Consider the following 13,443-nt stretch of genomic DNA (forward strand, 5'->3'; position numbering starts at 1 on the left):
CGGACGCGCGGATTTCCGCCGCACGAAAGAACCGCAGTTCCTTCGCCCTCGATTCCGGCGAAATCCTCCCGATCATCGCCGCTCGCGTTCTACGCTGAGCGAGCGCAAGCGACCGGGCTTGCACCGCTTCGATGGAGAAGACGAATGAGGAGTACCGCATGACGCGCATCGGGGTCGTCACCGAACAGAGACCCGAGACCCGCGTCGCCGCCACCCCGGCGACCGTGAAGCAGCTGATCGCCCTGGGCTACGAGGTCGTGGTCGACGCCGGAGCAGGCGCGCGGTCGGCGTTCCCCGACGCCGCGTACGTCGCGGCGGGCGCCGAGCTCGCCGACGGCGTCGCCGCGTTCGCGAGCGACCTCGTGCTGAAGGTGAACGCGCCGACCGAGGCCGAGATCGCACAACTGACGCCGGGCGCCACGCTGATCGCCCTGCTTGCACCCGCGTTCAAGCCCGAGCTGCTCGAGGCGCTCGCCGCTCGCGGCGTCACCGCACTCGCGATGGACGCCGTGCCGCGCATCTCGCGCGCGCAGTCGATGGACGTGCTGAGCTCGATGGCGAACATCGCCGGATACCGCGCCGTCGTCGAGGCGGCGCACGAATTCGGCCGATTCTTCACCGGCCAGGTGACCGCGGCCGGCAAGGTGCCGCCCGCCAAGGTGCTCGTCGCGGGTGCCGGTGTCGCCGGTCTCGCCGCGATCGGCGCTGCGTCGAGCCTCGGCGCGATCGTGCGCGCCACCGACCCGCGGCCCGAGGTCGCCGACCAGGTGAAGTCGATCGGCGGCGAGTACCTGAAGGTCGAGGTCGAGGTCGAGCAGTCGACCGACGGCTACGCCAAGGCCACGAGCGAGGACTACGACCGGCGCGCCGCCGAGATCTACTCCGAGCAGGCGGCCGACGTCGACATCATCATCACGACGGCCCTCATCCCGGGCCGCGCGGCGCCGCGACTCATCACCGCGGCGGACGTCGCGAGCATGAAGTCGGGCAGCGTCATCGTCGACATGGCGGCGGGCATGGGCGGCAACGTCGAGGGATCCGTCGCGGGCGAGCGCATCGTCACGCCGAACGGCGTCGTGATCCTCGGCTACACCGACCTCGCCTCGCGCCTGCCCACGCAGGCGTCGCAGCTCTACGGCACGAACGTCGTGAACCTGGTGAAGCTCCTGACCCCGGCGAAGGACGGCGAGCTCGCCCTCGACTTCGACGATGTCGTGCAGCGATCGGTGACGGTCGCGAGAGACGGGGCCGTCACGTGGCCGCCACCTCCTGTGCAGGTTTCAGCGGCACCGGGAGCCGCGGCATCCGCTTCGGGGGCGACGGATGCCGCAGCCGCACCGGAACCGAAGCGGCCGATGTCGCCCGTGAAGCGGGTCGTGCTCGTCGCGATCGGCATCGCGGCGCTCTTCCTGGTGAACGCGATCGCGCCGCCCCCGTTGCCGCAGCACTTCACGGTGCTGGTGCTCGCGGTCGTCGTCGGCTTCTACGTGATCGGCAAGGTGGCGCACGCGCTGCACACGCCGCTCATGAGCGTGACGAACGCGATCTCGGGCATCATCGTGGTCGGCGCCATGGTGCAGATCACGAGCGATGTGCTCGCCGTGCAGATCATCGCAACCGTCGCCGTGCTGCTGGCCAGCATCAACATCTTCGGCGGTTTCGCCGTGACCCGACGCATGCTCGCGATGTTCTCGCGCGGAGCTGCCGACAACGCCAAGACTGGAGCCGAACGTGGCTGATCTCGTGACCGCCGCAGAGGCCACGACCCTGCTGACCCCGGCGTCGATCGCCGGAGCCGCCTACATCGTCGCGGCGCTGCTGTTCATCATGAGCCTCGCGGGGCTCAGCCGGCACGACACCGCCAGAGCCGGTGTCGGCTACGGCATCGCCGGAATGGCCATCGCGCTCGTCGCCACGGTGTACGCGACGTTCGCCGACGCCTGGGGCTCGCCGCAGGCGACCACCGGACTCATCCTGCTCGTCGTCGCCGTGCTCGTCGGCGGCGCGATCGGGCTCTGGCGGGCGCGTGTCGTCGCGATGACCGGCATGCCCGAGCTCATCGCCCTGCTGCACAGCTTCGTCGGCCTCGCCGCGGTGCTCGTCGGTTGGAACGGCGCACTCGAGGTCACCGGCATGAGCGGGGCCCTCCTCGACATCCACCACGCGGAGGTCTTCATCGGCGTCTTCATCGGCGGCGTCACCTTCACCGGCTCGATCGTCGCGTTCCTGAAGCTCTCGGCGCGCATGTCGTCTGCGCCGCTCATGCTGCCCGGCAAGAACGTGCTGAACCTCGGTGCGCTCGTCGCCTTCGTCGTGCTCACCGTCTGGTACGTCATCACCCCCGAGCTGTGGTTGCTCGTCGCGGTGACGGCGCTCGCCCTCGCCCTCGGCTGGCACCTCGTGGCCTCCATCGGCGGCGGCGACATGCCGGTCGTGATCTCGATGCTCAACAGCTACTCGGGCTGGGCGGCGGCTGCGGCGGGCTTCCTGCTGAACAACGACCTGCTCATCGTCACCGGTGCGCTGGTCGGCTCCTCGGGTGCCTACCTCTCGTACATCATGTGCAAGGCCATGAACCGCTCGTTCATCTCGGTGATCGCCGGCGGCTTCGGCATCGCCGCACCGACCTCGTCGGGCGACGGCGAGGAGGCGGGCGAGATCCGCGAGGTCACGGCAGCGGATGCCGCGGAGCTGCTGCGCGACGCCGGGTCGGTGATCATCACGCCGGGGTACGGCATGGCCGTCGCACAGGCGCAGTACCCGGTGGCCGAGCTCACGAGCCGGTTGCGCGAGCGCGGCATCGAGGTGCGCTTCGGCATCCACCCCGTGGCCGGCCGACTGCCGGGGCACATGAACGTGCTGCTCGCCGAGGCGAAGGTGCCGTACGACATCGTCGAGGAGATGGACGAGATCAACGACGACTTCGTGAAGACGTCGGTCGTGCTCGTGATCGGCGCGAACGACACGGTGAACCCGTCTGCCGCGGAGGACCCGGGCAGCCCGATCGCCGGCATGCCGGTGCTTCGCGTGTGGGAGGCGTCGAACGTCATCGTGTTCAAGCGCTCGATGTCGGCCGGCTACGCCGGGGTGGCGAACCCGCTCTTCCACCGCGACAACGCGCAGATGCTCTTCGGCGACGCGAAGGCTCGCGTGGAGGACATCCTGCGTTCGCTCTGACGGTTCTCGCTGGTCGAGTAGGCTGCCGCGGCCGTATCGAGACCTGCCGGGGTCTCGATACGCTCGCTGGCGCTCGCTACTCGACCGGCGAACGCCCGGCGAGCACGTCGAGGTAGTGCTGGTTGAACATCACGCCGAGGATGTTGCCGAACGGGTCGACGACCGACGCCGTCGTGAAGCCGGGGCCTCGTTCCATCGGCGGCTGGTAGCTCGTGGCACCGAGTTCGAGCAGTCGCTCGTACGTGCCCGGCAGGTCGTCGACCGCCCAGTAGATGATCTCGCCGGCCGGGACATCCGACGTGGTCGGGCGGTACTGCCCGTCGATGATGCCGAGTTCGTGCTGGAAGTCGCCGACGCGGAACTCGACGTAGCCCGGCCGGCGGAAATACGGCTCGATGCCGAGCACCTCGGCGTACCAGGCGGTGGCCGCCTCGAGGTCGACGGCGTAGTAGCTGACGGTGGCGAATCCCCTGAGCATGAGTTGCTTCCCTTCGGTTTGCATGTGGTTCGAAGTGCTGAGACCAGTCTCGAACGCAGAAGTGCTCACCTGTTGACTACTTTATTCGCGAGAATGGAGTCATGCGCGCAGATCGCCTCGTGGCAGTGCTCCTCACCCTGCAGGCGCGGGGTCGGGTGACCGCCGCGCAGCTCGCCGACGAGCTCGAGGTCTCGATCGCGACCGCCCGACGCGACCTCGAGGCATTGTCGGCGGCCGGCATCCCCGTGTATCCGCAGGCCGGTCGTGGTGGCGGGTGGCAGCTCCTCGGCGGAGCCCGCACCGACCTGAGTGGCCTGTCGTCGAACGAGGCGCGCGCCCTGTTCCTGCTCGTCGGCCCCGCGGCATCCGTCGCACCCGAAGCGAAGGCGGCGCTGCGCAAGCTCGTGCGCGCCCTCCCCGAGACCTTCCGCACCGACGCCGAGGCGGCGGCCGAAGCCGTGGTCATCGACCCGGGCGAGTGGGGCCGGCCCTCGCCCGAACGTCCCGCCCTGCTGCCGGTGCTCGAAGCGGCGATCGTCGACCGCGTGCGACTCCGCATCCGCTACGCCGCATGGAACCGCGAGCCGGCCGAACGCACGGTCGACCCATGGGGGCTCGTACAGAGGCAGGAGCACTGGTACCTGCTCGGCGGGGTCGACGGCGCCGAACGCACCTACCGCGTCGACCGGATGCTCGATGCGGTGCGAACCGGCGAACCGGCGGAACGCCCCGACGACCTCGACCTTGCAGAGGTCTGGGAGCGCGTCACCGCCGCGGTCGAACAGCAGCGTGCCGCCGCGACCGCGACGGTCATCGTCGACTCGGGCATCGTGCCGCTGCTGCACACGCAGTTCGGCCAGCGAGCGGTCGCCGAGGCGCCGCTCGACCCGGGTCGCTCCCGCGTCGTCGTGACCGCCCCGACCGACGTCATCATCGCGCGCGGCCTCGCCGGCTGGGCCGAGTACCTCGAGGTCGTCGAGCCCGAGTCGCTCCGGCAGGAGCTGCATCGGCTCGGCACCGCCCTCGTCGCCCGGAACGCACCCGACGCATCGGTGCCGGCCCCGGCATCGGCCCAGGCTGCTGCATCTGAACCGGACTCGGCGCCCGCGCCGCCAACGTAGGATGGATCGGTACCCCAACCGATGTGAAAGAGGTCGTCGTGGCCATCGCCGCCGCTCCCGAGCGTGCCCGGTACTGGGTCGTCCCGGTCGTCCGCGGCATCCTGGCACTCGTGCCCGCCGCCGTCATCACCTTCTCGCAGAACCACTCCCCCGAGTTCGGCCTGCTCGTCTTCGGCCTCTGGGCCGTCGTGTCGGGGCTCATCACGGGTGCGCTGTCGATGCGGTTCACCGAGGAGCGCGGCATCCGCTCGTTCTTCGTGATCGCCGCTGTAGTGACCGTCGCGGCCGGCCTGCTCGCCCTCACCGTGCCCGGCGGGCTGCCGTTCCTGCTCTACCTCGTGAGCGTCTGGGCTGCCGTCACCGGCATCCTCGAACTCTTCGCCGGCCTCCGCGCCCGCGGCCGCACCCCGGCCGCGCGCGACTGGATCGCCGCCGGCGCCTTCACGGCGATCCTCGCGCTCGTGTTCCTCGTCATCCCGCTCGACGCCGTCACCGCGGTCGGCCTGCTCGGCGGCTACCTCGTCATCCTCGGCGTGTACCTCGTGATCGGCGGGTTCTCGCTGAAGTGGGCCACCAGCCCAGCGGATGGCGCGCCCGACGCCCGCGGAACGGAGCAGACCTCGTGACCAACACCCCCGGTGAGTACAAGCCGAGCCGGCGCGACATGCTCCGCCCCATCGAGTACGTCGGCGGCGCCGCGATCGCCGCCGTCTTCACGGGCGTCGTGGTGCTCGTCACCGCACGCGACCTCACGCTCGCCCTGATCGTCGCCGGCATCGCCTTCATCGCCGTGCTCATGACGCTCGCGCTGCTCTCCATGGCGATCAAGCCCAACGCCGAAGAAGCTGCCGAGATCGAGGGCGAGACGCCCGACGACAGCGAAGGCCCTGCCGCGCCGCAGACGCCCGGTCACTGACCCGCCTCGCTCGGCATCGCCGAGTCGCAGGAAGATTCGAGCGGCGCGCCGCGGCGATCCGGCGGGTCGCCCGGAGGATCCTGCGACGCAGCGACCGCGGCACCCGAGCGAGCGGATGCCGCGGCGCGGCGTCAGCCGAGGCGGTCGACGAGCTCCGAGGCGATGCCGGTGTACGACTGCGGCGTGAGCGCGAGCAGGCGCTGCTTCGCGTCGTCGCCGATCTCGAGCCCGTTCACGAACTCCGCGAGCTCGGCGGCGCCGACCCGCTTGCCGCGGGTGAGTTCCTTGAGCATCGCGTAGGGGTCGGCGATGGTCGAGCGACCGGCGACGACCTCGGCGCGGATCACCGTCTGGATCGCCTCGCCGAGCACCTCCCAGTTGCCGTCGAGGTCGGCCGCGAGCACCACGAGGTCGAGGTCGATCTCGCCGAGACCGCGCTGGATGTTGTCGAGGGCGAGCATCGAGTGCCCGAAGCCGACGCCGATGTTGCGCTGCGCGCTCGAGTCGGTGAGGTCGCGCTGCATGCGCGAGGTCACGAGGGTCGCGGCGAGCGAGTCGAGCACGGCGCTCGAGAGCTCGAGGTTCGCCTCGGCGTTCTCGAAGCGGATCGGGTTGACCTTGTGCGGCATCGTCGACGAGCCGGTCGCGCCGGGCGCGGGGATCTGGCGGAAGACGCCGAGCGAGATGTAGGTCCAGATGTCGGTCGCGAGGTTGTGCAGCACGCGGTTGGCGTGCGAGACCTTGCCGTAGAGCTCGGCCTGCCAGTCGTGCGACTCGATCTGGGTCGTGAGCGGGTTCCAGGCGAGGCCGAGCGACTCGACGAACTCGCGGGAGACCTCGGGCCACGAGACATCCGGTGCCGCGACGACGTGCGCCGAGAACGTGCCGGTCGCGCCCGAGAACTTGCCGAGGTACTCGGTCGCCTCGATCTGGCGCTCGATGCGGCGCAGGCGGTACGCGAAGACCGCGAGCTCCTTGCCCATGGTCGACGGCGTCGCCGGCTGGCCGTGGGTGCGCGAGAGCATCGAGGCGTCGCGGTGCTCGCGGGCGAGGGCCTCGATCGTCTCGATGACGCCGCGGTACTTCGGAAGCCACACGTCGCGCACGGCGTCGCGCACGGTGATCGCGTACGAGAGGTTGTTGATGTCTTCACTCGTGCACGCGAAGTGCGTGAGCTCGGCGATCGCATCGAGGCCGAGGTCGCTGAGGCGGCGGCGCACGTAGTACTCGACGGCCTTGACGTCGTGCCGGGTGGTGGCCTCGAGGCCTGCGAGCTCGTCGATGTCGGCCTGGCCGAAGTCGGCGACGACCTGGCGCAGGCTCGCCTTCTGGTGGTCGGAGAGCGGCGAGGAGCCGAAGAAGCCGCGGTCGGTCTGGGCGATGAGCCACTCGACCTCGACGTGCACGCGCGCCCGGTTGAGGCCGGCCTCGGAGAGGTGCTCGCCGAGCTCTCCGACCGCCGAGCGGTAGCGACCGTCGAGGGGGCTGAGCGGCTGGGGAGGCAGCGAAGTCATCGGATTCCTTGTCTGAGTGCTGGTGCGAGTTGCCGGAAGAGTGCCGACGTCGACCGTTCAATCATCTCAAGGACTCGATCGAACATCGGTTCGTCGGAGTAATAGGGGTCGGGCACGTCCTGCAGCTCGGCCGAATCGGGCCCGAACTCGAGCAGCATCCGCACCTTCGCCTGCTCGGCCGCGCCCGGCGCCCAGTTGCGCAGGATCCGCGCCTGCCCGCGATCGAAGGCCACCACGAGGTCGAGCCGTGGAAAGTCGGTCGCCTCGAACTGGCGCGCCCGATGACCGCTCCCGTCATAGCCGGCGCGTTCGAGGGCAGCGACAGTACGCCGGTCGGCGGGTTCGCCGACATGCCAGTCGCCGGTCGCAGCGGACTCGATGGACAGGCGGTCGCCGAGCCCGGCGCGCTCGGCATGCGCGCGCAGCACGACCTCGGCCATCGGCGATCGGCAGATGTTGCCCGTGCACACGAATGACACCCGGAATGGAGGCGCGTCGTCCCCCGCGGAATCCGCTCGCGTCATGGGTTCCATTGTGGACGACATCGGGCCATCGCACAGCACCAGTTCGGGGGCGGTACGCTGGGCGGTCGAGCGAGGAGAGCAGACGGGGAGGGCGCGATGACGGATGCCCCCGAGCCCGATATCCCCGTCGACGAGGCGCTCGCCCGGGCGCTCGTGGCGGCGCAGCACCCCGACCTCGCTGCGCCGATCGAGCTGGTTGCGAACGGATGGGACAACGCGATGTTCCGCCTCGGCGAGCACCACCTGGTGCGGTTGCCGCGGCGCACGATCGCCGCCGGTCTCGTGCTGCACGAGCAGCGCTGGCTGCCCGAGATCGCCTCGCGCGTCACCGTGCCGGTGCCGGCACCCGTGCGGATCGGCCGCCCGGCTCCCGAACTCGGGTTCGACTTCCCGTGGAGCATCCTGCCGTGGTTCGACGGGGTGAGTGCGGCTGACGTGGAGCCCCCTGCGCGAGCCGCCGCTGCGGCGTCGCTGGCGGCATTCGTCGCGGAACTCGGCGTCCCCGCGCCTGCAGGAGCACCGGCCAACCCCTATCGCGGCGTGCCGCTCGCCGAGCGCGACGAAGTCGTGCAGGGAAGGTTCGAGCGCGGACTCGCGGCGGAACCCGAAAAAATCGAGGCGCTCCGCGCCATCTGGAACCGTGGACTGGCCGCGGCGGAATGGTCGGGCCCGCCGGTGTGGCTGCACGGCGACCTGCATCCGGCGAACCTCGTGCTCGCGACATCCGGTGACCTGGCCGCGGTCGTCGACTTCGGCGATGTCTGCGCCGGCGACCCGGCCGGCGATCTCGCCACGGCCTGGCTCACCTTCGATGCCCCGGCGCGCGCGATCTTCCGCGCCGAGGTCGACCGGCTTCGGGCGACGGATGACGCGATGTGGGACCGCGCCCGCGGCTGGGCGCTCGTGCTCGGCACCGCGATCGTCGACACGATCGGCACCGGAGGGCGTCTCGGCCGGGTCGGCGTGCACGCGCTCGACGCGGTGCTCGCCGACTGAGACGGTCACTCCTCCTGCACAGGCACGGTATTCGTCGCCGGGCTCACCGCCTGGCCGCCGTCGACTCCGGCGATTTCGCGGTTCGGTGACACTCGTCGCATGCTCGATTCCGACCCGTACGCGCTTCCCCTGAAGGGCACCGCTGTCTCGCAGGAACGCATCGACGACGCCGGCGCCCACCTGCTCATGCTCCGGTCGCTGCTCGCCGAGGTGAACGAGTCCGTGCATCGGTTGGTGCCACCATCCAGCGGAGCCTGGCGATCGTCGGCGGCAGACGGGTACGTGCGAGGTCTCGACGACCTCCGCGCCCGTGTACTCGCGGCCCGTGACGGGCTCGTCGACGCCGAGAGCGCGCTCGTCGACCGCATCCGACGCATGGAGCACCAGCTCGACCTGCAACGCGCCGCGTTGGGCGACCAGCACGTGCAGATCACGCGAAGCGATGCATCGTGGACGACTCGCTGACGGTCAGCGGCGGCGGGTCGACCTCCGTCGCGACCGACGAACTGTTCGCCGACGCCTCCCGTCTCGGCGCCACCGAAGCGGTCGTGGCGGAGTGGCGCGAACGCGCCCGGGTCATCAGCCGTGGCCTCATCGAACTCGACCTCTCGGAACCCTCGGCCGGCACCTCCGACCTCTCTTCACCGACATGGGGCATCGCGAACGCCAGTGCACGCCTGTACGAGGCCACGCAGTACGCCGGGCGACTGCGTGAGGCGTTGATCGAGAGCGCCGAGCGCTACGGTGCGGCCGAAGGCGTCGTCGAGGCGCTCTGGCGAGTCGCCGGCGGCTCGCTGGCGTGGCTCCTGGGCGGCGTGGCAGTGCTCCCCTCGACGTTGATCGCTGGTGGTGTGGTGGCGGGCGCGATCGCCGGCGCGAAGGCACTCGGCTGGCACGTCCCGGCCGAGACGTGGCTCGCCCAACAGCAGGGCATGCTCTCCGCCCCTGCGTTCGTACGCGCGGTCTGCACCGCAGCGGACTCGGCTGACGAAATCGTCGCCGGCGGGCTCCGAGTGCCGCAGGGGCTCGCTGTCGCCGCGGGTGCCGAGATCCGCGCGCCCGAGGCCGCGTCGCTGCTCCTCGGCGCCACGGGGCTGGTCGGCGCCGCGTTCGGCAGCAAAGTGCTCGTCGACGGGCCGGTGAGTGTGAAGCGAGAACGCCGAGACGGGCGTGCAGATCATCGTGCTGCCGGTCGGACTGCCCTCGCCGACGGGCAACCGTTCGGCGCCCCGGTCTCCGCCCCCACCGGCATCGCCGACCTCGTCGACCGCATCCCGACCTCCGACGCCGACGCGCAGATCCGGGTGGAGCGCTACGGCGAGGCGTCCGATCCGCGATGGGTCGTCTACATCGGCGGCACGGTCGACTTCACCACGACGGCCGGTGCCGAGACGAACGACATGACGAGCAACGTGCACGGCATCGCCGACGACTCGGCCATCGATGCGCTGCGCCTCGCCGGCGCGGACTCGGCGGCGGTCGACCGGGCGGCCCGCCTGGCGCTCGCGGAGGCCGGGGCGAAGCCGGGCGACCCGATCGTGCCGATCGGGTACTCGGGCGGTGGTGCCGCCGCCGCAGGCCTCGCAGCAGACCCCGAACTGAACGTCGTCGCGGTCGTGAGCGCCGGCGGCCCGGTCGCCTCCGCCGAGCTCCCCGAGGGCACGCCCCTGCTCTCGATCGAGCACGAGGAGGACCTCGTTCCCGCGACCGGTGGATGGGGGCACCCGTCGCCCGACCGCCTCACCGTCTCACGGAGCGTGCTCGAGGCGGGTGCCGAGTACGACGCCGCGGTGCCGGCCCACGAGCTGTTCCGCTACCGGCAGACCGCGGCGCTCATCGACGCCTCGGAGGAGGAGCGACTCGTGGCGTTCCGCGAGCAGGTCGCCCGGTTCACCGGCGACGGGTCGGGCGAGATGAGTCGGTGGGTCGCGACCCGCGAGCTCAGCCCTTCGACACCGGTCGAAGCACCAGGCCGATGAGCCAGCTGATGAGACCGAGCACCAGTGCGCCGAGCACACCCCACCAGAAGCTCTCGACCACGAGGCCGAAGCCCATGAGGTCGCTGATCCAGTCGACGAGCAGCAGCAGGAGCCCGTTGACGATGAACGAGATGAGGCCGAGCGTCAGCACGTACAGCGGGAATGCGACGATCCTGATGAAGTTGCCGATGATGGCGTTCACGAGGCCGAAGATGAGCGCGACGAGCAGGTAGGTGAGCACCGTCGCGAGCTGGGTGTCCTCGTAGGGCACGACGCTGACGCCCGACACGATGAGTGTCGTGAGCCAGAGGGCGAGCGCGATGACGATGACCTTGACGATGAACCGCATGCGTCCACTCTGTCAGACGGGCCAGCTGGGAGCGAAGGAGTACGGTGGAAATCGTGACCGCACCGGAGCCCACGGGGGCGCGCGTACGCCTGCGCCCCGAGATCGCCGCCCTTCCGCCGTACCGACAGGGGCGCCCCGCGCCCGCCGACGGCTTCAAACTGTCGAGCAATGAGAACCCGTTCGGGCCGCTGCCCTCGGTCGTCGAGGTCGTCGCGACCGCCGCGCACGACATCAATCGGTACCCGGATGCCACGGCGCTCGCCCTTCGCGAGCGGCTCGCCGAGCGCTTCGGCGTGACGGCCGACGAGGTGCTCGTCGGCGCGGGTTCGGTCGCGCTCCTCGCGCAGTTCATCCTCGCGGCCGCCGCGCCCGGTGACGAGGTCGTCTACTCCTGGCGATCGTTCGAGGCCTACCCCGGTCTCGTCACGGTGGCGGGTGCCACGAGCGTGATGGTGCCGAACCGCGCCGACCACGGCCACGACCTCGACGCGATGGCCGCCGCGATCACCGATCGCACCCGCGTCGTCATCGTGTGCACGCCGAACAACCCCACGGGGGTCGTCGTGACCGCGGCGGAGTTCGAGTCGTTCATGGCGAAGGTGCCCGCCGACCGGCTCGTGCTGCTCGACGAGGCGTACGCCGAGTTCGTGCGGGGCGACGGCAGCGCCGACGACGCCGTCGACGGCGCGACGCTCATCGGGCGCTACCCGAACCTCGTGGTGCTCCGCACCTTCTCGAAGGCCTACGGCCTCGCCGGCCTCCGTGTGGGCTACGCCATCGGCCCCGTCGAACTGCTCGACGCCGCCCGCGCCACGGCGATCCCCCTCGGAGTCACGGCTGCTGCGGCATCCGCTGCCATCGCCTCGCTCGAGCCGGTCGCAGAGGCCGAGCTGCTCGAGCGGGTCGGCGCGATCGCCGATCGGCGCGATCGCGTGCACGCGGCGCTCGTGGCGCAGGGCTGGCCGGTGCCGCCCGCGCGCAGCAACTTCGTCTGGCTGCCCGCCGGCGAGGCGACGACCGCAGTGGCCGAGCGTCTCTTCGACGCCGGAATCGTGACGCGCGCCTTCGCCCCCGACGGCATCCGCATCTCGATCGGCGAAGCGGAATCTGTGGACATCCTCCTCACGATTCTGGGTGAGCTTGTACCGGGCTCACAAGAAGGGCACCCGCAGTAGCGGGTAGCGTGGAACGGTGGCAGCCCGCGAAAGAGAGTTCACCGCGCCGACGGTCCAGCTCCTGACCCATGAGGGCGAACTTCGTCCCTCCCCCGAGGCCGAGGCCTATCTCCCGCTCGTCGAGGCGTTGAGCGACGCCGAGTTGCAGCGCTTCTACCGCGACATGGCGGTCTCGCGCCGCATCGACGTCGCCGGCGCGAACCTGCAGCGGCAGGGCCAGCTCGCCCTGTGGGTGCCGAGTCACGGGCAGGAGGCCGCGCAGGTGGGTTCGGCGCACGCCGCCCGCCCGCAGGACCATCTGTTCCCGTCGTACCGCGAGCACATCGTCGGCATGATCCGCGGGCTCGATCTCGCGCGCATCTTCGCGTTGCTGCGCGGCGCCACCCTCGGCGGGTGGAACCCTGAGGAGAACGGCAACTTCCACCTCTACACGCTCGTGCTCGCGTCGCAGACGCTGCACGCGACCGGGTACGCGATGGGCCTCCAGTTCGACGGTGCGACCGCGACGGGCGACCCCGAGACGGATGCCGCGGTGCTCGTGTACTACGGCGACGGCTCGACCTCGCAGGGCGACGCGAACGAGGCGCTCGTCTTCGCATCGAGCTACCAGACGCCGCAGGTCTTCTTCATCCAGAACAACCAGTGGGCGATCTCGGTGCCGGTCGCGCGGCAGTCGCGCAGCCCGTTGTCGCTGCGCGGCGGCGGCTTCGGCATGCCGGGCGTGCGCGTCGACGGCAACGACGTGCTCGCGAGCTACGCGGTCACCCGCCAGTCGCTCGAGGAGGCGCGCGCGGGCGACGGCCCCAGCCTCATCGAGGCCGTGACGTACCGCATGGGCGCCCACACCACCGCCGACGACCCCACGAAGTACCGCACCGACGACGAGGTGGCCTACTGGGAGGCGCGCGACCCGATCACGCGCTACCGCACGTGGCTCGAGGGCCGCGGGGCATCCGCTTCGTTCTTCGCCGACGTCGACGCCGAGGCGAACGACATCGCCGCGGACCTGCGTCGCCGCGCCCTCGAACTGCAGGCGCCGACGCGCGAGGCGATCTTCGAGCACGTCTACAGCGAGCCGCACCCCCTCATGGTCGAGCAGGCCGCATGGCTCGAGAACTTCGAGACCTCGTTCGAGAACCCGGAAGGGGGCGCAGCATGAGCGCCCGCACCGAAGAGGAGAACCACGTGACGGATGTCGCGAGCGACACGCCCTC

The 13,443-nt window shown here is 70.7% G+C and carries 14 protein-coding genes; 10 read left to right on the forward strand and 4 right to left on the reverse strand.

Features of this window, described 5'->3' with window-relative positions; translation table 11 throughout:
- Nucleotides 1-158: 158 nt before the first annotated feature.
- Both JOE59_RS16135 and pntB read left to right on the forward strand, forming a co-directional pair.
- Nucleotides 159-1,739 carry a Re/Si-specific NAD(P)(+) transhydrogenase subunit alpha gene (locus JOE59_RS16135; RefSeq protein WP_204462254.1) on the forward strand — a complete coding sequence of 527 codons (1,581 nt, stop codon included), beginning with the start codon at nucleotides 159-161 and terminating at the stop codon, nucleotides 1,737-1,739.
- A gap of 88 nt (nucleotides 1,740-1,827) precedes the next feature.
- Nucleotides 1,828-3,177: a Re/Si-specific NAD(P)(+) transhydrogenase subunit beta gene (gene pntB / locus JOE59_RS16140; protein WP_239561168.1), complete on the forward strand. Its 1,350-nt coding sequence runs from the start codon at nucleotides 1,828-1,830 to the stop codon at nucleotides 3,175-3,177.
- A gap of 76 nt (nucleotides 3,178-3,253) precedes the next feature.
- Here pntB and JOE59_RS16145 read toward each other — a convergent pair whose 3' ends face one another.
- Nucleotides 3,254-3,655, reverse strand: a complete 402-nt coding sequence (locus tag JOE59_RS16145; RefSeq protein WP_204462256.1) for a VOC family protein — start codon at nucleotides 3,653-3,655, stop codon at nucleotides 3,254-3,256.
- Nucleotides 3,656-3,756: 101 nt separating this feature from the next.
- Here JOE59_RS16145 and JOE59_RS16150 point away from each other — a divergent pair, with 101 nt between their 5' ends.
- From JOE59_RS16150 to JOE59_RS16160, 3 genes are read left to right on the forward strand one after another with little or no spacing between them, the layout of a single operon-like run.
- On the forward strand, nucleotides 3,757-4,776 hold the full coding sequence (locus JOE59_RS16150; RefSeq protein WP_204462258.1) for a helix-turn-helix transcriptional regulator: 1,020 nt from the start codon (nucleotides 3,757-3,759) through the stop codon (nucleotides 4,774-4,776).
- A gap of 38 nt (nucleotides 4,777-4,814) precedes the next feature.
- Nucleotides 4,815-5,402 (forward strand): HdeD family acid-resistance protein, encoded by a 588-nt coding sequence (locus tag JOE59_RS16155; protein WP_204462261.1) that lies wholly within the window; start codon nucleotides 4,815-4,817, stop codon nucleotides 5,400-5,402.
- On the forward strand, nucleotides 5,399-5,692 hold the full coding sequence (locus JOE59_RS16160; RefSeq protein ID WP_204462263.1) for an ABC transporter ATP-binding protein: 294 nt from the start codon (nucleotides 5,399-5,401) through the stop codon (nucleotides 5,690-5,692). Before JOE59_RS16155 ends, JOE59_RS16160 begins: the two co-directional genes overlap by 4 nt.
- A gap of 131 nt (nucleotides 5,693-5,823) precedes the next feature.
- Here the strand turns inward: JOE59_RS16160 and purB are convergent, their stop codons facing one another.
- Both purB and JOE59_RS16170 read right to left on the reverse strand, forming a co-directional pair.
- Nucleotides 5,824-7,206: an adenylosuccinate lyase gene (gene purB, locus JOE59_RS16165; protein WP_204462271.1), complete on the reverse strand. Its 1,383-nt coding sequence runs from the start codon at nucleotides 7,204-7,206 to the stop codon at nucleotides 5,824-5,826.
- The gene (locus JOE59_RS16170) at nucleotides 7,203-7,730 is read right to left on the reverse strand and encodes a low molecular weight protein-tyrosine-phosphatase (RefSeq protein WP_204463446.1); all 528 of its coding nucleotides are present in this window, start codon (nucleotides 7,728-7,730) and stop codon (nucleotides 7,203-7,205) included. Before JOE59_RS16170 ends, purB begins: the two co-directional genes overlap by 4 nt.
- 96 nt (nucleotides 7,731-7,826) lie before the next feature.
- Here JOE59_RS16170 and JOE59_RS16175 point away from each other — a divergent pair, with 96 nt between their 5' ends.
- The 3 genes from JOE59_RS16175 to JOE59_RS16185 all read left to right on the forward strand — a co-directional run bounded on the left by JOE59_RS16175 (nucleotide 7,827) and on the right by JOE59_RS16185 (nucleotide 10,705).
- Nucleotides 7,827-8,726: an aminoglycoside phosphotransferase family protein gene (locus tag JOE59_RS16175; RefSeq protein ID WP_204462274.1), complete on the forward strand. Its 900-nt coding sequence runs from the start codon at nucleotides 7,827-7,829 to the stop codon at nucleotides 8,724-8,726.
- Nucleotides 8,727-8,825: 99 nt separating this feature from the next.
- On the forward strand, nucleotides 8,826-9,191 hold the full coding sequence (locus tag JOE59_RS16180) for a hypothetical protein (RefSeq protein WP_204462276.1): 366 nt from the start codon (nucleotides 8,826-8,828) through the stop codon (nucleotides 9,189-9,191).
- Complete coding sequence (locus tag JOE59_RS16185) at nucleotides 9,176-10,705, forward strand: serine/threonine-protein kinase (RefSeq protein WP_204462278.1); 1,530 nt, start codon at nucleotides 9,176-9,178, stop codon at nucleotides 10,703-10,705. The genes JOE59_RS16180 and JOE59_RS16185 overlap by 16 nt, the downstream gene beginning before the upstream one ends.
- Here JOE59_RS16185 and JOE59_RS16190 read toward each other — a convergent pair.
- Nucleotides 10,668-11,054: a phage holin family protein gene (locus JOE59_RS16190; protein ID WP_074260418.1), complete on the reverse strand. Its 387-nt coding sequence runs from the start codon at nucleotides 11,052-11,054 to the stop codon at nucleotides 10,668-10,670. The genes JOE59_RS16185 and JOE59_RS16190 overlap by 38 nt on opposite strands.
- Nucleotides 11,055-11,104: 50 nt before the next feature.
- On the opposite strand from JOE59_RS16190, the gene JOE59_RS16195 reads away from it, so the two are divergent.
- Nucleotides 11,105-12,229, forward strand: coding sequence for a histidinol-phosphate transaminase (locus tag JOE59_RS16195; protein ID WP_374191139.1), 1,125 nt, complete (start codon nucleotides 11,105-11,107; stop codon nucleotides 12,227-12,229).
- A gap of 16 nt (nucleotides 12,230-12,245) precedes the next feature.
- Nucleotides 12,246-13,388: a thiamine pyrophosphate-dependent dehydrogenase E1 component subunit alpha gene (locus JOE59_RS16200; protein WP_204462281.1), complete on the forward strand. Its 1,143-nt coding sequence runs from the start codon at nucleotides 12,246-12,248 to the stop codon at nucleotides 13,386-13,388.
- The last annotated feature ends 55 nt before the right edge of the window (nucleotides 13,389-13,443 follow it).

The sequence above is a fragment of the Agromyces cerinus genome (genome assembly GCF_016907835.1).
GTDB lineage: Bacteria > Actinomycetota > Actinomycetes > Actinomycetales > Microbacteriaceae > Agromyces > Agromyces nitratus.

Bases quoted from the DNA above. Each gene is read 5' to 3' on its own strand.
- JOE59_RS16135 (WP_204462254.1), top strand. From the start codon at position 159: ATGACGCGCATCGGGGTCGTCACCGAACAGAGACCCGAGACCCGCGTC.
- pntB (WP_239561168.1), top strand. From the start codon at position 1,828: ATGAGCCTCGCGGGGCTCAGCCGGCACGACACCGCCAGAGCCGGTGTC.
- JOE59_RS16145 (WP_204462256.1), bottom strand. From the start codon at position 3,655: ATGCTCAGGGGATTCGCCACCGTCAGCTACTACGCCGTCGACCTCGAG.
- JOE59_RS16150 (WP_204462258.1), top strand. From the start codon at position 3,757: ATGCGCGCAGATCGCCTCGTGGCAGTGCTCCTCACCCTGCAGGCGCGG.
- purB (WP_204462271.1), bottom strand. From the start codon at position 7,206: ATGACTTCGCTGCCTCCCCAGCCGCTCAGCCCCCTCGACGGTCGCTAC.
- JOE59_RS16170 (WP_204463446.1), bottom strand. From the start codon at position 7,730: ATGACGCGAGCGGATTCCGCGGGGGACGACGCGCCTCCATTCCGGGTG.
- JOE59_RS16175 (WP_204462274.1), top strand. From the start codon at position 7,827: ATGACGGATGCCCCCGAGCCCGATATCCCCGTCGACGAGGCGCTCGCC.
- JOE59_RS16180 (WP_204462276.1), top strand. From the start codon at position 8,826: ATGCTCGATTCCGACCCGTACGCGCTTCCCCTGAAGGGCACCGCTGTC.
- JOE59_RS16190 (WP_074260418.1), bottom strand. From the start codon at position 11,054: ATGCGGTTCATCGTCAAGGTCATCGTCATCGCGCTCGCCCTCTGGCTC.